Below are 19,796 nucleotides of genomic sequence, written 5' to 3'. Positions count from 1 at the left end.
CCCCGCCGCGCCCCGCGACAATCAGGGATGACCCTGCGCCAAAGCCGTGCCAAGCTGGGGGCGATACAAGCCCGCTGCCATGGATTTGATGGCTTCACGCGGTCGCGATTTTGGTTGTAAGAAGCGCGACCTGTTTGCGCTAACGAATTGGGGGGAGGTTTTCATGACACCGATCGAGCCGGTCTATGGCACCGCCACGCTGCTGATCATCGCGGCCTTGGCGATCGTGCTGCTGCTGTTCCTGATCATGCGGCTGAAGATGCACGCGTTCATCGCCCTGGTGCTGGTCAGCCTGGTCACGGCCCTGGTCGCGGGCATTCCGCTGAACGACGTGATGCCCACGCTGCTGCAAGGCTTCGGCAGCACGCTCGCGTCCGTCGCGCTGCTGGTCGGGTTCGGCGCCATGATCGGCCGCCTGCTGGAGGTGACGGGCGGCGCGCAGGTTCTGGCCGACCGGCTGATCGCCCAGTTCGGGGAACGCCGCGCGCCCTTTGCCCTGGGCATCGCGTCGCTGCTGTTCGGCTTTCCGATCTTCTTCGACGCCGGGCTGGTGGTGATGCTGCCGATCATCTTCAGCGTGGCCCTGCGGTTCGGGGGGTCCGTGCTGCTGTATGCGTTGCCCGCCGCCGGGGCCTTCGCGGTGATGCACGCCTTCGTGCCGCCCCATCCCGGCCCGGTCGCGGCGGGCGACCTGCTGGGGGCGGATATCGGGCTGCTGCTGATCGTGGGCGTGATCGTCGCGATCCCCACCTGGTATCTGGGCGCCTATCTGTTCGGGCAATGGGCCGGCAAGCGGTTCGTGGTTCCTGTCCCGGAACTGCTGGGAGCCGACCTGACGCGGGACAACGCCGGGCCGGTGCCGCGCTTCGGGCAGGTGATGCTGGTCCTGCTGCTGCCGCTGGGGCTGATCTTCCTCAACACCGGGCTGAACACCCTGGCGACCATCGGCGTGGTGGACGCAGAGGCCGCCTGGATCATCGGCCTGCGCCTGCTGGGCCAGACGCCCGTGGCGCTGCTGATCACGCTGCTGGTGGCGATGGCGATCCTGGGCAAGGGCAAGCCCGCGTCCGAGGTCGAACGGATCGTGGACCGCGCCCTTGGCCCGATCTGCGCCATCATCCTGGTGACCGGCGCGGGCGGCATGTTCGGCGGCGTGCTGCGCGCCAGCGGCGTGGGCCAGGCGCTTGCGGGCAGCCTGGAATCGGTCGGGATGCCGCTGATCGTGGCGGCCTTCGTGATCTCGACCGCGCTGCGGGTGGCGCAGGGATCGGCCACGGTGGCGCTGACCACCACCGCCGGGCTGATCGCCCCTACCGTCGCCGCCACCACCGGCCTGTCCGAACTGGACCGCTGCTTCCTGGTCATCGCCATCGCGGGCGGAGCCACGGTGCTGAGCCATTTCAACGATTCCGGCTTCTGGCTGGTCGGGCGGTTCCTCAACATGGACGAAAGGACCACGCTGAAGACCTGGACGGTGATGGAGACCCTGCTGGGCAGCATCGGCTTCGGCTTCGCCCTGCTGGGATGGTGGCTGCTGTGACAGGGCCGCAGCATATCGTGGTGATGGGCGTGTCGGGCAGCGGCAAGACCACCACCGGCGCCGCCCTGGCCCAGCGGATGGGCTGGCCCTTCGTGGAAGGCGACAGCTTCCACCCGGAAGCGAATGTCAGAAAGATGGCCGAGGGCACGCCCCTGGACGACACCGACCGCGCCCCCTGGCTGCAAGCCCTTGCGGACCAGATCGCCGCGGCCGAGGCGCGGGGCGAAAGCCTGGTCTTGGGCTGTTCGGCGTTGAAGCGCGCCTATCGCGACATCCTGCGCGGCGGCGCGCCCCGCGTGCGGTTCCTGCATATCCACGGCCCGCGCGAATTGCTGGCCGAACGGCTGAACCACCGCGCGGGCCATTTCTTCCCGCCTAAGCTGCTGGAATCGCAACTGGCGGCGCTGGAACCGCTGGCGGAAGACGAGGACGGCGCGGTCGTGGACCTGGCGCTGCCGGTCGAGGATCAGGTGCGGGCGGCGGTGCGGATGCTGGGGCTGGCCTGACGGACCGGCGCATGATTGTGCAGCACCGTTGAACACTGAAGCCAGCAGAGGCATACTAATTCCTGACATTTCATCGGCTTATATCCTTTGTCATGGAAACGACAAACACGATGAGCAATACGATGAAAACCTTTGCAACTGTTCTTGGCGCCCTGATCCTGGCCACCGGCACTGCCCAAGCCGCCAGCTTCAACGCAGGCAATCCCGATGCCGACATGCCGACCGCCCCGGTCGTCGCCGCCCACAGCGTGCAGGTGAAGGCGGCGAAGGTGCTGTCCGGCAAGGAGCTTGCGCGGCGCGGTGTGGACGCCAACACCGAAGTGACGGTCAGCGATTTCACCGCCCCCGGCCCGCGTTCGACCTATACCCGCTGAACGGCCCGTTCCGCGCCCGAACCGCCCCCCTTACAGGGGGCGGTTTTCCTTTTCGCCGGCCCGGTGCATGGTGGCGCGCATGGATATCGGTGTCTTCCGCACATTCGTCAGCGTCGTCGATGAGGGCAGCTTTTCAACCGCCGCCCTGCGCCTGGGCATTTCCCGCAGCCTGTGCAGCAAGCATGTCGCCGACCTGGAAGCCGACCTGGGCGTCCGGCTGCTGACGCGCACCACCCGCAAGGTGACGCCCACGGCGGTCGGCCTGTCCTATTGCCGCGATCTGCGAGAAATCCTTGCGCGGCTGGACGAGGCGACGGAATCGGTCAAGGCCGCCTCGGGCAGTCAGTCCGGCATCCTCAAGATCGGCAGCCCGATCTTCTATACGCTGAAGGTATTGCAGCCGCATCTGCTGGACTTCATGGAGCGGTATCGCGACATCCAGTTGCAGGTCATGCTGGACGACGGCGCCAGCGACATCATCGGCCAGGGCTTCGACGCGGTGATCCGCATCGGCAATCTGCGGGATTCCACCCTGCACGCGCGCAAGCTGCATTCGGTGCAGATCCGGCTGGTGGCCGCATCCGGTTATCTGGACAGCAACGGCCGCCCGGAACGCCCCGCCGACCTGCTGCGTCACGATTGCCTGCATTACACCAACCTGCCCGGCAACCTGACCTGGCCCCTGCGCCGCGGCAGCCGCACGATCCGCCAACTGGTCAGGCCCAGCTTTTCCAGCAACAACACGGAATTGCTGCATGCCATGGCGCTGAACGGTCAGGGGGTCGCGCTGCTGCCGGAATTCCTGGTGCGCGACGACGTGGCGGCGGGCAGGCTGGAGGTGCTGATGCCCGAATACACGCTGCCCGACCTGCCGGTGAACCTGGTCTATCCCTCGGGCAAGCTGCTGACCGGGGCGATGCGCAGCTTTCTGGATTTCGCGACCAAGCTGCGGCTGTCATGAAGAAAGCCGCCCCAAGGGCGGCTTCCGGTATCGCCGACGCTGCGGTTCAGCAGCTGTAATACATCGCGTATTCGATGGGATGGGGCGTATGCTCATAGGCATAGACCTCTTCCCATTTCAGCTTGATATAGGATTCGAGCTGGTCGCGGGTGAACACGTCGCCCGCCAGCAGGAAGTCCATGTCCTTCTCCAGCTCTTCCAGCGCCTCGCGCAGGGAGCCGCAGACGGTCGGGATTTCGGCCAGTTCTTCCGGCGGCAGGTCGTACAGATCCTTGTCCGACGCGGGGCCGGGGTCGATCCGGTTCTTGATCCCGTCCAGGCCCGCCATCAGCAGCGCCGCGAAAGCCAGATAGGGGTTGGCCGACGGATCGGGGAAGCGGGCTTCCACACGCTTGGCCTTCGGCGATTCGGTCCACGGAATGCGGACGCAGCCGGAACGGTTGCGCGCGGAATAGGCGCGCAGCACCGGCGCCTCGAAGCCGGGAATCAGCCGCTTGTAGCTGTTCGTGCTGGGGTTGGTCAGCGCGTTCAGCGCCTTGGCGTGCTTCAGGATGCCGCCAATGAAATACAGCGCCTCTTGCGACAGGTCGGCATATTTGTCCCCCGCGAACAGCGGCTTGCCGTCCTTCCAGATCGACATGTTGACGTGCATCCCCGACCCATTGTCGCCCTTCATGGGCTTGGGCATGAAGGTCACCGACTTGCCATAGGCATGGGCGACGTTGTGGATGACGTATTTGTACTTCTGGATGTTGTCGGCCTGTTCTGTCAGCCCGCCGAAGATCAGCCCCAGCTCGTGCTGGCCGCTGGCGACCTCGTGATGGTGCTTGTCGACCTTCATGCCCATCCGCTTCATGGTGGACAGCATCTCGCCGCGGATGTCCTGGCCCGCGTCGATGGGGTTCACCGGGAAATAGCCGCCCTTGTGGGCCGCGCGATGGCCGGTGTTGCCCATCTCGTATTCGGTGTCGGTGTTCCAGGCGGCGTCGACCGAATCGATCTGGAAGCTGACTTTCTGCGGCGTGACCGAATAGCGCACGTCGTCGAAGATGAAGAACTCGGCCTCGGGGCCGCAATAGAAGGCGTCGCCGATGCCGGTGGATTTCAGATAGGCCTCGGCCTTGACGGCGGTGCCGCGCGGGTCGCGGGCATAGGCCTCGCCGGTGTCGGGTTCGACCACGTTGCAATGGATGCACAGGGTCTTTTCCGCATAGAACGGATCCAGATAGACCGAGGACGGGTCCGGCATCAGCTTCATGTCGGACTGGTCGATCGACTTCCAGCCCGCGATGGACGATCCGTCGAACATGAAGCCTTCCTCGAAGAAGTCCTCGTCGATCAGATCCACGTCCAGCGTCACATGCTGAAGCTTGCCCTTGGGATCGGTGAAGCGGACATCGACATAGGCGACCTCCTCGTCCTTCAGCAGAGCCAAGACATCATTGACTTTCATCTCTTCCCTTTCTTCGTAGCTGCGGCCCGGCCATCCTGACGCCGGGCACGAAAGTCATTCTGGGATTGCGTGACGGGTTCAGACGGCGTCGTCGCCGGTTTCGCCCGTGCGGATGCGGATCGCCTGCTCGACCGGAGAGACGAAGATCTTGCCGTCGCCGATCTTCTCGGTACGGGCGGCGCCGACGATGGCGTCGATGGCGGCATCGACCTGGTCGTCGGGCAGCACCATCTCGATCTTCACCTTGGGCAGGAAATCGACCACGTATTCCGCGCCGCGATAAAGCTCGGTATGACCCTTCTGGCGACCGAAGCCCTTGACCTCGGTGACGGAAAGACCCTGCACGCCCACTTCCTGAAGCGCCTCCTTCACATCGTCCAGCTTGAACGGCTTGATGATCGCCTCGATCTTCTTCATCGCAATGATCCTTCCTCGCGGCTTGTCTGAAGCCTGATTGGCGGGTTTCATGGCACGGGTAAACGGGCGGCGATGCGGATTGCCGCTGCAACCCCAGAGAGCCGGGTTTTGTGCCTGTTTTTTGCGCTTGATGATGAATTAAAAGGCAGACGCCATGCTGACAGGCACCGAAGTTCTGACGACCACCCAAATGCGCGCCATCGAATCCGCCGCCATGGCCAGCGGCAAGGTCACGGGACTGGACCTGATGGAGCGGGCGGGCAGCGCCGTGGCAGGGCAGATTCGCCTTTGCTGGCCCAAGCCGGGGCGGGTCACGGTGCTGTGCGGTCCCGGCAACAACGGCGGCGACGGCTATGTGGTGGCGCGGCTGCTGCACCGGGCGGGATGGCGGGTGCGAGTGCTGGGAATGGACAACACGCCGGGCCCGGACGCGGCCGAGATGAAGCGGCGGTGGGGAAAGATCGGGGGGATCGGGGTGCTGACCGTGCAGGAATTGCGAAGCGGGGCCAAGAGCGACGTTTATGTCGACGCGATCTTCGGCACCGGCCTGACCCGCCCGCCCGAAGGCGACGTTGAACGAATTATAAGGCATCTGGGCGGATATGGCGGCGACATCGGTTATTATCTGCCGCGCCTTGTTGCCGTCGATTGCCCAAGCGGCCTGTGCCTGGACAGCGGAGTGATGCTGGGCAGCCGACGCGGCCAGGACTCAACCTGGTACAAGCTGCGGGCAAGCCTAACCGTTGCCTTCGACAGCCCCAAGATCGGGCATCTGCTGGAACAAGGGCCGGAATGCTGCGGCACCTTGGCAATCGCCGACATCGGCCTGCACCAGCAGCGCGTTAGCGAGGTGCGCATTCGCAAGGATGGGCCACCCGTAACCGTGGTGCGCCGTCCCTATGTCGAGGCGATCTGGCCCCCGTTCTCTGTTTCGGACTCCCGCCGGTATTCGGATACGACCGAAAGGCAGGCGGCATGGCTTCAAAAGCGGGACGCAAGCGGCAGTCACAAATACAGCCACGGTCATGCCCTTGTCGTTTCGGGGGGTCCGGCCAAGGGCGGCGCGGCCCGTCTGTCCGCCCGTGCCGCCCTGCGGATCGGCGCGGGGCTTGTGACCATCGCGCCGCACGCCGATGCTCTGGCGGAACATGCAGGTCAACCCGACGCCCTGATGCGCCGCGCCATCGACGATGCCGACGCCCTGCGCGACCTGCTGACCGACGCCCGCATCAATGCGATCTGCATCGGCCCCGGCTGCGGCGTGGACCGCGCCACCGCCCTGCTGGCCGAGGCCTTGCCCGCCCGGCGCCCGATCGTCCTGGACGCCGACGCCCTGACGGCCCTGTCGCGCAACCCCGACCTGATGGCCGCGCTGCACGACAACTGCGTCCTGACGCCCCACATGGGTGAATTCGCCCGCCTGTTCCCCGACCTTGCCGAACGGCTGGACGCCACGCCCCTGCAAGGCCCCGCCTATTCCAAGCTGGACGCCGCCCGCGGGGCCGCTGTGCGCTGCGGCGCGGTTGTCCTGCTGAAAGGCCCCGACACGGTGATCGCCGCCCCAGATGGCCGCGCCCGCATCCATTCCGCCTTAGACCTCCCCTGGCTTGCCACCGCGGGCGCAGGCGACGTGCTGGCGGGGATCATCACCGGCCTGCTGGCGCGCGGCCTGCCACCGCTGGACGCCGCCGGCCTGGGCGCGCTGATCCACGCCAAGGCCGCCCGCGCCTTCGGCCCCGGCCTGATCGCCGACGACCTGCCAGAGATGATCCCGCAGATCTTGCGCGAGACGGCTTAGAAATCCCAGTCCTCGTCCTCGGTCGCGACGGCCTTGCCGATGACATAGGACGACCCGGATCCGCTGAAGAAATCGTGGTTCTCGCTATCGGGCGACAGGGCGGCCAGGATGGCGGGGTTCACCTCGCAGACCTGGGGCGGGAAAAGCGCTTCATAACCAAGGTTCTGCAAGGCCTTGTTCGCGTTGTAATGCAGGAAGGCCTTGACGTCCTCGGTCAGGCCGATGCCGTCGTAAAGCTCGGCCGTATAGCGCTGCTCGATATCGTAAAGCTCGAAGATCAGCGAGAAGGCGAAGTCCTTCAACTCGGCCCGCTTCTCCTCGGACAGCTTTTCCAGCCCGCGCTGATACTTGTAGCCGATGTAATAACCATGCACCGCCTCGTCGCGGATGATCAGGCGGATCAGGTCGGCGGTGTTGGTCAGCTTGGCGCGGCTGGACCAGTACATCGGCAGATAAAAGCCCGAATAGAACAGGAAGCTTTCCAGGAAAACGCTGGCGATCTTGCGCTTCAGCGGATCGCTGCCCGCCTTGTATTCGTCCAGGATCAGCCGCGCCTTGCCCTGCAGATGCGGGTTTTCCTCGGACCAGCGGAAGGCCTCGTCCACCTCCTTGGTCAGGCACAGGGTCGAGAAGATCGAGCTATAGGACCGCGCATGAACCGCCTCCATGAAGGCGATGTTGGACAGCACCGCCTCCTCGTGCGGGGTGATCGCATCCGGCATCATCGAAGGCGCGCCGATGGTGTTCTGCACCGTGTCCAGCAATGTCAGCCCGGTGAAGACGCGAATGGTCAATTCCCGCTCCTCGGGCCGCAGTGTCGCCCAGCTTTGCACGTCGTTCGACAGCGGCACCTTTTCCGGCAGCCAGAAGTTCACCGTCAGCCGGTTCCAGACCTCCAGATCCTTCTCGTCGTCCAGGCGGTTCCAGTTGATCGCGCGCGCGACCGTCCGCATCTGCTGATCCTTCATGGCGAAGAACCCCTCTCATCTTCTGTGTAAAAATATCCCACGGGGGTCCGGGGGTGTGAAACCCCCGGTGCGACGGTCCTTACAAGGTGCAGGACACGCAGCCCTGGACCTCGGTCCCCTCCAGCGCGGTCTGGCGCAGGCGGATGTAGTAGATGGTCTTGATGCCCTTCTTCCACGCATAGATCTGCGCCCGGTTGATGTCGCGGGTCGTGGCCTCGGCCGGGAAGAACAGGGTCAGCGACAGGCCCTGGTCCACATGCTCGGTCGCGGCGGCATAGGTGTCGATGATCGCCTCGGGGCCGATCTCATAGGCGTCGCGATAGTATTCCAGGTTCTCGTTCGACATGAAGGCGGCGGGGTAATAGACCCGGCCGATCTTGCCCTCCTTGCGGATTTCGATCTTGGAAACAATGGGATGGATCGAACTGGTCGAATTGTTGATATAGCTGATCGACCCCGTGGGCGGCACCGCCTGAAGGTTGCGGTTATACAGTCCGTGTTCCATCACATCGGCTTTCAGCGCCGCCCAGTCCTGGCGCGTGGGCAGGGTCACGCCCTCGAAGACGCGCGCCACGTCCGGCAGCGTGGGCAGCCAGTCGCGGCTGGTGTATTTGTCGAAGAACGACCCGTCCGCATAGGCCGACTTGTCGAAATCCTTGAAGGTCAGGCCCTTCTCCTGCGCCAGCAGGTTCGACGCGCGGATCGCGTGGAAGGCCACGGCGGCGAAATAGACCGAGGTGAACTCGACCCCCTCGGGCGATCCGTAATGGATGCGTTCGCGCGCCAGGAAGCCGTGCAGGTTCATCTGGCCCAGGCCCACCGCATGCGCCTCGTCGTTGCCGCGCCGGATCGAGGGCACGGCGTCGATCGCCGACATTTCCGACACGGCGGTCAGGGCGCGGATCGCGGCCTCGATGGTGGCGCCGAAGTCCGGGCCGTCCATGGTCGCGGCGATGTTCAGCGAGCCGAGATTGCAGGAAATATCCGTGCCAAGGTGCGAATAGGACAGATCCTCGTTGAACTCGGACGCCTCGTTCACTTGCAGGATCTCGCTGCACAGGTTCGACATGGTGATGCGCCCGTGGATGGGGTTGGCGCGGTTCACCGTGTCCTCGAACATGATATAGGGATAGCCGCTCTCGAACTGGATCTCGGCGATGGTCTGGAAGAATTCGCGGGCGTTGATCTTGCGCTTCTTGATGCGCTTGTCGTCCACCATCTCGGCATATTTCTCGGTCACGGAAATGTCCGAGAAAGGCACGCCATAGACCTTCTGCACGTCATGGGGCGAGAACAGGTACATGTCCTGGTTCTTCTTGGCCAGTTCGAAGGTGATGTCGGGGATGACCACGCCCAACGACAGCGTCTTGATGCGGATCTTTTCGTCCGCGTTCTCGCGCTTGGTGTCCAGGAAGCGCAGGATGTCGGGATGGTGGGCGTTCAGATAGACCGCGCCTGCCCCCTGCCGCGCGCCCAGCTGGTTGGCATAGCTGAAGCTGTCCTCCAGCAGTTTCATCACCGGGATGACGCCCGAGGACTGGTTCTCGATTCCCTTGATCGGCGCCCCGGCCTCGCGGATGTTGGTCAGCATCAGCGCCACGCCGCCGCCGCGCTTGGACAGTTGCAGCGACGAATTGATCGCCCGGCCGATGGACTCCATGTTGTCCTCGATCCGCAGCAGGAAGCAGGAAATCAGCTCGCCCCGCGATTTCTTGCCCGCGTTCAGGAAGGTGGGCGTCGCGGGCTGGAAGCGGCCCGACAGCATCTCCTCCATGAAGCGCATCGCCAGCGCCTCGTCCCCGCGCGCCAGCGTCAGGGCGACCATAACCACGCGATCCTCGTAGCGTTCAAGGTATCGCTGCCCGTCGCGCGTCTTCAGCGTATAGCTGGTGTAATATTTGAACGCGCCCAGGAAGGTGGGAAAGCGGAACTTGCGCGCATAGGCGGCGTCCCAGATGGCGCGCTGGAAATTCTTGGAATACTGGTCCAGCACCTCGGGCTCGTAATAGCCCTCGTCCACCAGATAGCGCAGCTTTTCGTCCAGGTTGTGGAAGAAGACGGTGTTCTGGTTCACATGTTGCAGGAAATATTGCCGCGCGGCCATGCGGTCGGCGTCGAACCGGATGCGGCCGTCGGCGTCATACAGGTTCAGCATCGCGTTCAGCGCGTGGTAATCCAGTTCTGGCTTCAGACCGTCAAGCATTCCAACCCCCGGAAGTGATGAAGGCCCGCGCGGACCTTTTGAATATCGGTGTCCGTCCCCGCCAGCTCGAACCGCCACAGCACGGGGACATTGCATTTTTCCGCGATTACGCGGGCCGACAGCGCATAGGTCGCGCCGAAGTTGCGGTTTCCCGTGCCGATCACCCCGCGCAGCAATGCGCGGCGGGCGGGATCGTTCAGGAAATGGATCACCGGCTTCGGGACCGCGCCGCGCCCCTGCCCGTCGGCATAGGTGGGGCAGATCAGCACAAAAGGCGCGTCGACCGCAGGCATCGGCTCGCCCGGCCGCATCGGGATCCGCAGCGCGGGCAGGCCCAGGCGCGCCACGAAACGCGCCGTGTTCCCCGAGGCCGAGGAATAGAAGACCAGCCCAGGCATGGCCGGATCAGGCCAGGCGGCCGATCATGTCGGGACGGAAGCCGGCCCAGTGCGAGTCCCCCGCCACCACCACAGGCGCCTGCCGATAGCCAAGCGCCATCACCCGTTCCATCGCGGCCTCGTCCTCGGTCAGGTCGATCACGTCATAGGACAGCCCGCGCGCATCAAGGGCGCGGGTGGTCGCGGTGCATTGCACGCAGGCCGGCTTGGAATAAACGGTGATGGTCATGGCCTCTGCTCCTTCTGTGTGGTCGGCGGCGGGCCGCGGGGCGGAACCGAATCCCGCCGCGCCGCAAGGCCCGATCCGCCGCCAGTGATGTCTTGCCGGTCAAGCCCTACAACCGCAGGGCGTCACGACCACATCATATAGACATGAGGGCGCCGCAATCGTCAACATCTAGTTAACATCTTGACAAGCGATTCGGGGCCGAGGCGGCGCCGAATTGCCATGACGCCGGGCATCCGCCCCCGGATTGCCGCGTCCCTGCCGCCGCAAAACAACGCCGCCCGCGCGGCAATGTCTCAATCGCGCATTTTGGGGTCGCAAATCTGCCACGTCCCGGTCGCAATGCGGCTAATTTGGGTCACATAGCAGCCAGCACCTCGATGGGTCCAGACATGAACACGACCTTTACCGCCAGCCTGATCGCCGAACGCGTCCCCGGCTTTTCCCTGCCGCGCGACCTTTATTGCAGCGAACAGACCTTTCAGGACGACCTGGAACAGATCTGGTATCGCGAATGGCTCTTCGCGCTGCCCTCGTGCGAGATCCCCAAGACCGGCAACTTCGTCACCCTGAACGTCGGCGCCTATCCGGTGATCGTCATCCGCGGCGCGGACGGCCGGATCAGGGCGTTCCACAACGTCTGCCGCCATCGCGGCCAGCGGCTGTGCCCCAAGACCAACGGATCCAATCCGAAACTGGTCTGCCCCTATCACCAGTGGACCTATGACCTGGACGGCAAGCTGCTGTATGCGCGCGACATGGGCGAAGGCTTCGACGCCAGCAAATACGGGCTGAAGCCGGTCCATTGCGTCGATCTGGGCGGCATGGTGTTCATCTGCCTGGCCCAGGTGCCCCCCGCGATCAACGAACTGGCCGCGAACCTGACGCGCTATGTTCTGCCCTCGGCCATCGCCGACAGCAAGGTCGCCTTCAGTTCGACCATCGTCGAGAAGGGCAACTGGAAGCTGGTGATGGAAAACAACCGCGAATGCTATCACTGCGGCGGCTCCCATCCCTCGCTGTGCCGGACGTATTCGGACGATCCGCTGATGACGGTGATGGAAGGCCCGAATTCCGCCAGCCCGGAAATCCTTGCGCATTGGGCGCGCTGCGACGCCGCCAACCTGCCGTCGCGGTTCACCAACGCGCCCGACATGCAGTGGCGCATGGCCCGCGTGCCGCTGATGGACAATCAGGAAAGCTTCACCATGTCGGGCAAGGCCGCCGTGGCGCGGCGGATGGGCACGATCCCCTGGAACGACGCGGGGTCGCTGATGTTCTATCACTTCCCGTCGTCCTGGAACCACTTCCTGCCCGACCACGCCATCGTCTTCCGCATCCTGCCGATCAGCCCCACCGAAACCGAGGTCACGACCAAGTGGCTGGTCCACAAGGACGCGATCGAGGGCAAGGACTACGACCTCAAGGCCTTGACCGAGGTCTGGCTGGCAACCAATGACGAGGACCGTCAGGTGGTCGAGGAAAACCAGCGCGGGATCCTGTCGCCCGCCTATCAGCCCGGCCCCTATTCGCCGACCCAGGAAGCGGGCGTCATCCACCTGATCGACTGGTATTGCGGGCTGATGGCCCGCCGCCTGACCCCCACCAGCGTCGCAGCGGAGTAAGCGCGGGATGCCGAAGCCACGCCTGAACTGGGCCGCCGAGCCGTGGTCCGACGACGAGCATCTGGAATGCGCGATGGTGGTGCCGGAAACGGCGGACGCCGCCACCTTCACCTTTCGGGCGCCGTCGGGGGCGTGGTTCGATTACCAGCCGGGGCAGTTCATCACGCTGGACCTGCCGCTGCCGTCCGGCAACGTGCAGCGGACCTATACGATCAGCTCCAGCCCGTCGCGGCCCTTGTCGATCTCGGTCACGGTCAAGGCGCAGCGCACGTCGCTGGCGACCCGCTGGATGCTGGACCACCTGCGGCCGGGGATGCGGATCAAGGCCTATGGCCCGTCGGGGATCTTTTCCAGCCACCGCCACCCGGCGAAGAAGCACCTGTTCATCTCGGCCGGATCGGGCGTCACGCCGATGATGTCGATGACCACTTGGGCCTGGGATTCGGGCGAGATGCCGGACATCGTCTTCGTCCACGCCGCCCGCAGCCCGTCCGACATCATCTTCCGCCACCGCCTGGAACAGTTCGCCGACCGCGTGCCCGGCCTGCAACTGCGCTTCACGGTGGAACAGAACGACCCCTTCACCGCCTGGACCGGCTATCAGGGGCGGTTGAACCAGATCATGCTGGGGCTGATGGCCCCCGATTACCTGGAGCGAGAGGTGTTCTGCTGCGGGCCGGAACCCTTCATGCAGTCTGTGCGCGACATGCTGGTGGCGCTTGGCTTCGACATGGATCATTACCACCAGGAAAGCTTCGGCGCCCCCATCAAGACCGAGGCCGACGCCCCGGTGATCGACGATGTGGCCCCCGAAGAAGGCGCCAAGGCCCAGATCACCTTCGCGGCCAGCGGCGTCACCACCCCCTGCGCGGAAACCGACACGGTTCTGGCGGTCGCCAAGCGGTCGGGCCTGAACATCCCCTCGGGCTGCACCTTCGGCCTGTGCGGCACCTGCAAGATCCGCAAGATCTCGGGCGAGGTGCATATGGTCCACAACGGCGGCATCAGCGACGAGGACATCGAGGAGGGCTATATCCTGGCCTGCTGTTCCCATCCTCTCGGCCCGATCGCGGTCGAGGTCTAGGACAGCGGACGGGCGGCGTCCCCCGCCCGGCTGCTGCCGATAACGGAAAAGTTGGCAAAATCCCCTCATCGCGGGCAATCTGGCCTTGAACTCGACCGGGGCGAAAGGCATTCGGGTCGTGTTCCCGAAGGCGCCTCGCAGCTTGTCCCTTTCTTTCGAATGGATAAGGCTGCACCATCATGTGCCGGGAAAGACAAGATGTTTTGCTGAGGTGAGGGCGACGCGAAGATGGCCGAACACAATCTGTTCCTGTTGTTTGCCTGCCTTCCCTTCGCGACCTCGCTTATTCTTTTGACCCTGCGCCAGACCGCGCGCGGCGCGGCGACCTGGCTGTCCGGCCTGTCGCTGGTCGCCGGGCTGGCGATCCTGGCGGGGTTCCTGCCCGATATCCGAACCGGCGGCGTGCTGCGCGCCAGCGGCGAATGGGTGCCCTCGCTGGGGATGAACCTGGCGCTGCGGATGGACGGGTTCGCTTGGCTGTTCGCCACGCTGGTGCTGTCCATCGGCGTGCTGGTGGTGATCTATGCGCGCTATTACATGGGGTCGGGCGACAGCCTGCCGCGCTTCTTCGCGCTGCTGATGGCCTTCACCGGGGCGATGCAGGGCATCCTGATTTCCGGCAACGTGCTGGTGATGGTGGTGTTCTGGGAACTGACCTCGTTCATGTCCTTCCTGCTGATCGGCTTCTGGCACCAGGGCGCGGCGGCGCGCGACGGGGCAAGGACGGCGCTGATCATCACCGCGCTTGGCGGGCTGTGCCTGCTGACCGCGATGCTGATGCTGGGCCAGGTCGCGGGCACCTATGACCTGGGGATCATCCTGCGGTCGGGCGACGCGATCCGCGCCCATCCCTGGTACGGCGCGATCCTGGCGCTGTTCCTGCTGGGCGCGTTCACCAAGTCCGCACAGTTCCCGTTCCATTTCTGGCTGCCCGGCGCGATGGCCGCGCCGACCCCCGTATCGGCCTTCCTGCATTCCGCGACGATGGTGAAAGCGGGGGTGTTCCTGCTGGTGCGCTTTTCCCCGGCCCTGGGCGGGACCGAGGCCTGGTTCTTCACCGTGACCGGCATCGGCATGATCACGCTGATCCTGGGGGCGGCGGTGGCGCTGTATCGCCACGATCTGAAAGGGCTGCTGGCCTATTCCACGATCAGCCATCTGGGCCTGATCACCGCGCTGGCCGGGATCGGCGGGCCGGTGGCGATCCTGGCGGCGATCTTCCACATCTGCAACCACGCGGTGTTCAAGGCCTCGCTGTTCATGGCGGCGGGCATCATCGACCACGAGACCGGCACCCGCGACATGCGCCGCCTGTCCGGGCTGTTCCGGCCGATGCCCTTCACCGCGACCCTGGCCATCGTCGCCGCCGCCGCCATGGCCGGGGTGCCGCTGCTGAACGGCTTCCTGTCCAAGGAGATGTTCCTGGCCGAGGCGGTGGACTGGCACAACGGCACCTGGCTGGACGAGGCCCTGCCCTATCTGGCGGTGGTGGGCAGTTGCCTGTCGGTCGCCTATTCGCTGCGCTTCATCGCCACGGTGTTCTTCGGCCCGCAGGCGACCGACCTGCCCAAGGCGCCGCACGAGCCGGTCGCCTGGATGCGCCGCCCGGTCGAACTGCTGGTGCTGATCTGCCTGCTGGTGGGCATCTTCCCGGCGCTGACGCTTGGTCCCATCGTCAATGCCGCGGCGCGGTCTGTGGCGGGGGCCGAGATGCCCTATTACAAGATCGCCATTTGGCACGGCGTGAACGCCCCCCTGATGCTGAGCCTGGTGGCGCTTGCCGTGGGCGCGCTGATCTATGTGTTCAGCGCCAGGGCCATCGCGGCCGGTCCCGAAGGACCGTTCCTGCTGCACCGCCTGCGGGCGCAGCGGGTCTATGACTGGCTGCTGTTCCGCCTGACCTGGCGGCTGCCGCGCCTGGCGCATGGGGTAATGTCCACCGAATCCTTGCAGCCGCAGTTGCGCCTGCTGGTGCTGACCGGGGTCGCGGTGGCGGTGGCGTCGCTGTGGGGGGGCCTGACCCTGGCACAGGAACTGCGGCTGCACGCGCCGAACCCGGCCTTCGCCATGCTGTGGACGGTGGGCGCCGCCTGCGCCATAGGCGCGGCCTGGCAGGCCAAGTATCACCGCTTCGCCGCCCTGGTGCTGCTGGGCGGGGCGGGGGTCGTCACCTGCCTGACCTTCGCCTGGTTCTCGTCGCCCGACCTGGCCGTGACGCAGCTTCTGGTCGAGATCGTGACCACCGTCCTGCTGCTGCTGGGCCTTCGCTGGCTGCCCAAGCGCCGCTCCGAGATCGCCGAGGACAAGCTGATGCCCGCCAAGATCCGGCGCGGCCGCGACCTGGTGATCGCGCTGGCCGGGGGCTTCGGCATCGCCGCGATCGCGTTCACCGTGATGACGCGCCCCGTGGTCAGCAATGTCGGCGACTGGTTTCTGGGCAATGCCTATTACGAAGGCGGCGGCACCAATGTGGTGAATGTGATCCTGGTCGATTTCCGCGCCTTCGACACCTTCGGCGAGATCTCGGTTCTGGCGATCGTGGGGCTGACGGTCTATGGCCTGCTGCGCCGCTTCCGCCCCGCCCCCGAAAGCGTCGAGGCACCCTATCAGCAGACCGTGGACGACAGCCCGTCGCTGGACGATTACCTGTATGTCCCCTCGGTCCTGATGATCTGGATGTTCCCGATCCTGATCATGCTGTCGGGCTATTTCTTCTTCCGCGGCCACGACCTGCCGGGCGGGGGCTTCGCCGCCGGGGTGACCCTGGCGATCGCCTTCCTGATCCAGTACATCGCCACCAATGTCCGCTGGGTCGAGGCGCGCATCACCGTGCTGCCGATCCGCTGGATGGGCTTCGGCCTGCTGATCGCGGTGTCGACCGGCATGGGGGCCTGGCTGTTCGGCTATCCCTTCCTGACGGCCCATGCCCGTTATGTCGACATTCCGCTGATCGGCCAGGTTCCGGCGGCCACCGCGCTGCTGTTCGACATCGGCGTCTTCGCCACCGTGGTCGGCGCGGTCGTGCTGATGCTGGTCGCCATCGCCCACCAGTCGCTGCGCGCCAGCCGGATGCGCGAAGCCGACGAACTCGCCGCCGCCAAGAAGGAAGCCGCCTGATGGAGATCATCCTGTCCGCCGCCATCGGCATCCTGTCCGCGTCCGGCATCTGGCTGCTGCTGCGTCCGCGCAGCTTCCAGGTCGTCGTCGGGCTGTGCCTGCTGTCCTATGCCGTCAACCTGTTCATCTTCTCGATGGGCCGCCTGACGCCGGGCGCGCCGCCGATCATGCCCAAGGGGGGCTTCGTCGATCCCACCCGCTATGCCGACCCGCTGCCGCAGGCCCTGGTGCTGACCGCCATCGTCATCAGCTTCGCCACCACGGCGCTGTTCCTGGTGGTGATGATCGCCTCGCGCGGGATGACCGGCACCGACCATGTCGACGGGAAGGAGCGCAGCCAGTGATCAGCGAACACCTGATAATCGCGCCGATCCTGATCCCCTTCGTCGTGGGCGCGCTGATGCTGCTGTACGACGACCGGCAGCGGCAGGCGAAATTCTGGCTGAGCCTGATCTCGGTCGCGGCGCAACTGCTGATCGCCGTCGAGCTGGTGGTCCGTGCCAAGACCGGCGGCGATATCAGCGACGCGGAAGGGATCAGCTTCTATCTGCTGGGCGACTGGTCGGCGCCCTTCGGGATCGTTCTGGTGCTGGATCGGCTGGCGGCGATGATGCTGGTGCTGACGGCGCTGCTGGCGATTCCGTCGCTGGTCTATGCCGGCGCGGGCTGGGCCAGGCAGGGTCCGCATTACTATTCGCTGTTCCAGTTCCTGCTGGTCGGCCTGAACGGCGCCTTCCTGACCGGCGACATCTTCAACCTGTTCGTGTTCTTCGAAATCCTGCTGGCCGCGTCATACGGGCTGCTGCTGCACGGGTCGGGGCAGTTGCGCGTCCGCGCCGGGCTGCATTACATCGCCATCAACCTGGCCGCCTCGCTGCTGTTCCTGATCGGCGTCAGCCTGATCTATGGCGTCAGCGGCACGCTGAATATGGCGCATCTGGCGAACCTGGTGTCGTCCATGCCGGGCGAGGACCGGCCCCTGCTGCACGCGGGCGTGGCGATCCTGGCTGTGGCCTTCCTGGTCAAGGCCGGAAGCTGGCCGCTGAACTTCTGGCTTCCCACCGCCTATATGGCCGCAGCGGCCCCGGTGGGCGCGATGTTCGCGATCATGACCAAGGTCGGCGTCTATGCGATCCTGCGGCTGGCGATGCTGCTGTTCGGGGAAACGGGCGGCGCCTCGGCCGGGTTCGGGGCTGGCATCCTGATCGTGCTGGGCATGATCACGGTGCTGTCCGGGCTGCTGGGCATCCTTGCCTCGCAGGGGCTGGGGCGGATGGCCGCGCATTCGGTGCTGATCTCGTCGGGGACGGTGCTGGGGATCACCGGCTTCGCGCTTGCGGGCGGGGGCGAGGCGATGCTGTCGGGCGCGCTGTATTACCTGGTCGGGTCGGTCCTGGCGACCGGCGCGCTGTTCCTGCTGATCGAGCCGATGAACCGCGAGGATGGCGGCATCGCCGCGATGCTGGCCCTGACCGCCGACGCCTATGGCATCGACGAGGCCGAACTGGACGAGGTGCCCGACATCGGCCTGGCGATCCCCGCGACGATGACCGTGCTGGGCCTGTGCTTCGCGCTGTGTGTGCTGATGCTGGCGGGGCTGCCGCCCCTGCCGGGCTTCATCGGCAAGATCGCGATGATCCAGCCGCTGATCGCGCAGACCGCGCTGCCCGCCGGGCTGGCCTGGGCCTTCATCGCGCTGCTGATCCTTTCGGGCTTCGCCACGCTGATCGGCATGGCGCGGATCGGCATCCAGACCTTCTGGGCCAATGACGTGCCCCTGCCCCGCGTGCTGGCGCTGGAGATCGCCCCGGTGATCGCCCTGCTGGTCGTGCTGTCCCTGATCGGCTTCCGGGCCGAGGCGATGCTGCGCTATACCACCGGGACCGCCCACGCCCTGCACGACACGGCCGCCTATGCCTATGGCGTCTTCGCCACGCCACGCGCCGCCGACCGTCCCGACGCAGCCGAGGACCAGCCATGATCCGCCTTTTCCCCCATCCGGTCCTGTCGCTGTGCCTGATCTTCCTGTGGCTGATGCTGACGCGGTTCTCGCTGGGCTATCTGATTCTGGGGACAGCCTTGTCGTTGGTCGCGGGCTGGGCCTATTCGGCACTGCATTCGGCCAAGCCGCGCATCCGGCGGTGGCAGACCATCCCCCGGCTGGCGGCGACGCTGGTCCTGGACATCATCCGATCCAACGCCGCGATCACGCGGCTGCTTCTGACCGAAGGCCGCAACGGCCGAACCTCGGCCTTCATCCAGATCCCCCTTCAGATCACCAGCCCCAACGCCCTGGCCGTCCTGGCGATCATCCTGACCGCGACCCCCGGCACGGCCTGGGTGGAATACGGAACCGATACCGGCATCCTGACGCTGCACATCTTCGACGCGTCCGAGGCCGACCATTACCACCGGATCGTCGGCCAGACCTATGAACCCATGCTGATGGAGATCTTCGAATGAGCGAGACGATCCTGACCATTGCGCTTGGCTATGCCCAGATCGCCCTGGCGCTTGCGGGCTGCCTGGTGGGCACGCGGATCCTACGGGGGCCGCGTGCCCAGGACCGGGTGCTGGCGCTCGATTCGCTCTATGTCTCGATCATGCTGCTGTTCCTGGTCACGGGGATGCAGCTGGGCACCGCCTTCTTCTTCGAGGCGGCCATGGTCATTTCCATCATGGGCTTCGTGTCCTCGGTGGCCTTGGCCAAGTTCCTGTTCCGCGGCGAGGTGATCGAATGAGCCCGCTTCAATCCGTCCCGCTGTGGCTGGCCATTCCCGTGGCCTTCTTCGTGGTGCTGGGTTCCACCCTGACGCTGATCGGGGCGCTTGGCTTTGCGCGGTTGCAGTCCTTCTATGACCGGCTGCACGCGCCGACCCTGGCGACAAGCTGGGGCACCGGCGGGGTGATGATCGCCTCGGCCCTGATGTTCAGCTTCATCGAGGGGCGGGCCATCGTCCACGAATTCGCGATCGGCTTCTGCATCGTGCTGACCACGCCGATCACGCTGATGATGCTGGGCCGCGCCGCCCTGGAACGCGACCGGGCCGAAGGATCGGACGCCCTGCCCCTGGACATGCGGACCAGGCCCCAACGACCCGACGACCCGCCCGCACAGGACTAGCA

The 19,796-nt window shown here is 65.5% G+C and carries 19 protein-coding genes; 13 read left to right on the top strand and 6 right to left on the bottom strand.

What is annotated here, in order from left to right:
• Positions 1–163 precede the first annotated feature (163 nt).
• From PARHAE_RS06735 to PARHAE_RS06720, 4 genes are all read left to right on the top strand, one after another.
• The gene (locus tag PARHAE_RS06735; protein WP_126153845.1) at positions 164–1,540 is read left to right on the top strand and encodes a GntP family permease; all 1,377 of its coding nucleotides are present in this window, start codon (positions 164–166) and stop codon (positions 1,538–1,540) included.
• The gene (locus PARHAE_RS06730; RefSeq protein WP_241232701.1) at positions 1,537–2,046 is read left to right on the top strand and encodes a gluconokinase; all 510 of its coding nucleotides are present in this window, start codon (positions 1,537–1,539) and stop codon (positions 2,044–2,046) included. Before PARHAE_RS06735 ends, PARHAE_RS06730 begins: the two co-directional genes overlap by 4 nt.
• A gap of 110 nt (positions 2,047–2,156) precedes the next feature.
• Entirely contained in the window at positions 2,157–2,420 is a 264-nt protein-coding gene (locus PARHAE_RS06725; protein ID WP_164555169.1) for a hypothetical protein, read from the top strand.
• A 79-nt stretch (positions 2,421–2,499) separates the two neighbouring features.
• Positions 2,500–3,381 (top strand): LysR family transcriptional regulator, encoded by an 882-nt coding sequence (locus PARHAE_RS06720; protein ID WP_164555168.1) that lies wholly within the window; start codon positions 2,500–2,502, stop codon positions 3,379–3,381.
• Between the two features lie 46 nt (positions 3,382–3,427).
• On the opposite strand, the gene glnA is transcribed toward PARHAE_RS06720, so the two are convergent.
• Positions 3,428–4,834, bottom strand: coding sequence for a type I glutamate--ammonia ligase (gene glnA / locus PARHAE_RS06715; RefSeq protein WP_126153841.1), 1,407 nt, complete (start codon positions 4,832–4,834; stop codon positions 3,428–3,430).
• Between the two features lie 78 nt (positions 4,835–4,912).
• Entirely contained in the window at positions 4,913–5,251 is a 339-nt protein-coding gene (locus PARHAE_RS06710; RefSeq protein WP_126153840.1) for a P-II family nitrogen regulator, read from the bottom strand.
• Positions 5,252–5,405: 154 nt separating this feature from the next.
• On the opposite strand from PARHAE_RS06710, the gene PARHAE_RS06705 reads away from it, so the two are divergent.
• Positions 5,406–7,049 carry an NAD(P)H-hydrate dehydratase gene (locus tag PARHAE_RS06705; RefSeq protein ID WP_126153839.1) on the top strand — a complete coding sequence of 548 codons (1,644 nt, stop codon included), beginning with the start codon at positions 5,406–5,408 and terminating at the stop codon, positions 7,047–7,049.
• Here the strand turns inward: PARHAE_RS06705 and nrdF are convergent.
• From nrdF to nrdH, 4 genes are all read right to left on the bottom strand, one after another.
• A complete protein-coding gene (gene nrdF, locus PARHAE_RS06700) occupies positions 7,046–8,017 on the bottom strand; it encodes a class 1b ribonucleoside-diphosphate reductase subunit beta (protein ID WP_126153838.1) in 972 nt (323 codons plus the stop codon). The genes PARHAE_RS06705 and nrdF overlap by 4 nt on opposite strands.
• Positions 8,018–8,096: 79 nt before the next feature.
• Positions 8,097–10,220, bottom strand: coding sequence for a class 1b ribonucleoside-diphosphate reductase subunit alpha (nrdE, locus tag PARHAE_RS06695; protein WP_126153837.1), 2,124 nt, complete (start codon positions 10,218–10,220; stop codon positions 8,097–8,099).
• Complete coding sequence (gene nrdI / locus PARHAE_RS06690) at positions 10,205–10,618, bottom strand: class Ib ribonucleoside-diphosphate reductase assembly flavoprotein NrdI (protein ID WP_126153836.1); 414 nt, start codon at positions 10,616–10,618, stop codon at positions 10,205–10,207. The genes nrdE and nrdI overlap by 16 nt, the downstream gene beginning before the upstream one ends.
• 7 nt (positions 10,619–10,625) lie before the next feature.
• Positions 10,626–10,847, bottom strand: coding sequence for a glutaredoxin-like protein NrdH (gene nrdH / locus PARHAE_RS06685; RefSeq protein WP_126153835.1), 222 nt, complete (start codon positions 10,845–10,847; stop codon positions 10,626–10,628).
• Positions 10,848–11,236: 389 nt separating this feature from the next.
• Here nrdH and PARHAE_RS06680 point away from each other — a divergent pair, with 389 nt between their 5' ends.
• From PARHAE_RS06680 to mnhG, 8 genes are all read left to right on the top strand, one after another.
• Positions 11,237–12,469, top strand: coding sequence for an aromatic ring-hydroxylating oxygenase subunit alpha (locus PARHAE_RS06680; protein ID WP_126153834.1), 1,233 nt, complete (start codon positions 11,237–11,239; stop codon positions 12,467–12,469).
• A 7-nt stretch (positions 12,470–12,476) separates the two neighbouring features.
• Positions 12,477–13,553 carry an FAD-binding oxidoreductase gene (locus tag PARHAE_RS06675; protein ID WP_126153833.1) on the top strand — a complete coding sequence of 359 codons (1,077 nt, stop codon included), beginning with the start codon at positions 12,477–12,479 and terminating at the stop codon, positions 13,551–13,553.
• A gap of 228 nt (positions 13,554–13,781) precedes the next feature.
• A complete protein-coding gene (locus PARHAE_RS06670; protein WP_126153832.1) occupies positions 13,782–16,670 on the top strand; it encodes a monovalent cation/H+ antiporter subunit A in 2,889 nt (962 codons plus the stop codon).
• The gene (locus PARHAE_RS06665; RefSeq protein ID WP_126153831.1) at positions 16,670–17,014 is read left to right on the top strand and encodes a Na+/H+ antiporter subunit C; all 345 of its coding nucleotides are present in this window, start codon (positions 16,670–16,672) and stop codon (positions 17,012–17,014) included. The genes PARHAE_RS06670 and PARHAE_RS06665 overlap by 1 nt, the downstream gene beginning before the upstream one ends.
• Positions 17,011–18,651, top strand: coding sequence for a monovalent cation/H+ antiporter subunit D (locus tag PARHAE_RS06660; RefSeq protein WP_126153830.1), 1,641 nt, complete (start codon positions 17,011–17,013; stop codon positions 18,649–18,651). Before PARHAE_RS06665 ends, PARHAE_RS06660 begins: the two co-directional genes overlap by 4 nt.
• Positions 18,648–19,133, top strand: coding sequence for a Na+/H+ antiporter subunit E (locus tag PARHAE_RS06655; protein WP_126153829.1), 486 nt, complete (start codon positions 18,648–18,650; stop codon positions 19,131–19,133). Before PARHAE_RS06660 ends, PARHAE_RS06655 begins: the two co-directional genes overlap by 4 nt.
• A complete protein-coding gene (locus tag PARHAE_RS06650) occupies positions 19,130–19,411 on the top strand; it encodes a K+/H+ antiporter subunit F (protein WP_126153828.1) in 282 nt (93 codons plus the stop codon). Before PARHAE_RS06655 ends, PARHAE_RS06650 begins: the two co-directional genes overlap by 4 nt.
• Positions 19,408–19,794: a monovalent cation/H(+) antiporter subunit G gene (gene mnhG, locus PARHAE_RS06645; protein WP_126153827.1), complete on the top strand. Its 387-nt coding sequence runs from the start codon at positions 19,408–19,410 to the stop codon at positions 19,792–19,794. The genes PARHAE_RS06650 and mnhG overlap by 4 nt, the downstream gene beginning before the upstream one ends.
• The last annotated feature ends 2 nt before the right edge of the window (positions 19,795–19,796 follow it).

The sequence above is a fragment of the Paracoccus haematequi genome (genome assembly GCF_900631945.1).
Classification (GTDB): Bacteria; Pseudomonadota; Alphaproteobacteria; order Rhodobacterales; family Rhodobacteraceae; genus Paracoccus; species Paracoccus haematequi_A.
This window is presented reverse-complemented; position numbering and strand designations above follow the sequence as displayed.

Excerpts from the sequence above, each read along its gene's own strand:
- PARHAE_RS06735 (WP_126153845.1), top strand. The coding sequence starts at position 164 with ATGACACCGATCGAGCCGGTCTATGGCACCGCCACGCTGCTGATCATC.
- PARHAE_RS06725 (WP_164555169.1), top strand. The coding sequence starts at position 2,157 with ATGAGCAATACGATGAAAACCTTTGCAACTGTTCTTGGCGCCCTGATC.
- PARHAE_RS06720 (WP_164555168.1), top strand. The coding sequence starts at position 2,500 with ATGGATATCGGTGTCTTCCGCACATTCGTCAGCGTCGTCGATGAGGGC.
- glnA (WP_126153841.1), bottom strand. The coding sequence starts at position 4,834 with ATGAAAGTCAATGATGTCTTGGCTCTGCTGAAGGACGAGGAGGTCGCC.
- PARHAE_RS06710 (WP_126153840.1), bottom strand. The coding sequence starts at position 5,251 with ATGAAGAAGATCGAGGCGATCATCAAGCCGTTCAAGCTGGACGATGTG.
- PARHAE_RS06705 (WP_126153839.1), top strand. The coding sequence starts at position 5,406 with ATGCTGACAGGCACCGAAGTTCTGACGACCACCCAAATGCGCGCCATC.
- nrdF (WP_126153838.1), bottom strand. The coding sequence starts at position 8,017 with ATGAAGGATCAGCAGATGCGGACGGTCGCGCGCGCGATCAACTGGAAC.
- nrdE (WP_126153837.1), bottom strand. The coding sequence starts at position 10,220 with ATGCTTGACGGTCTGAAGCCAGAACTGGATTACCACGCGCTGAACGCG.
- nrdI (WP_126153836.1), bottom strand. The coding sequence starts at position 10,618 with ATGCCTGGGCTGGTCTTCTATTCCTCGGCCTCGGGGAACACGGCGCGT.
- nrdH (WP_126153835.1), bottom strand. The coding sequence starts at position 10,847 with ATGACCATCACCGTTTATTCCAAGCCGGCCTGCGTGCAATGCACCGCG.
- PARHAE_RS06680 (WP_126153834.1), top strand. The coding sequence starts at position 11,237 with ATGAACACGACCTTTACCGCCAGCCTGATCGCCGAACGCGTCCCCGGC.
- PARHAE_RS06675 (WP_126153833.1), top strand. The coding sequence starts at position 12,477 with ATGCCGAAGCCACGCCTGAACTGGGCCGCCGAGCCGTGGTCCGACGAC.
- PARHAE_RS06670 (WP_126153832.1), top strand. The coding sequence starts at position 13,782 with ATGGCCGAACACAATCTGTTCCTGTTGTTTGCCTGCCTTCCCTTCGCG.
- PARHAE_RS06665 (WP_126153831.1), top strand. The coding sequence starts at position 16,670 with ATGGAGATCATCCTGTCCGCCGCCATCGGCATCCTGTCCGCGTCCGGC.
- PARHAE_RS06655 (WP_126153829.1), top strand. The coding sequence starts at position 18,648 with ATGATCCGCCTTTTCCCCCATCCGGTCCTGTCGCTGTGCCTGATCTTC.
- PARHAE_RS06650 (WP_126153828.1), top strand. The coding sequence starts at position 19,130 with ATGAGCGAGACGATCCTGACCATTGCGCTTGGCTATGCCCAGATCGCC.
- mnhG (WP_126153827.1), top strand. The coding sequence starts at position 19,408 with ATGAGCCCGCTTCAATCCGTCCCGCTGTGGCTGGCCATTCCCGTGGCC.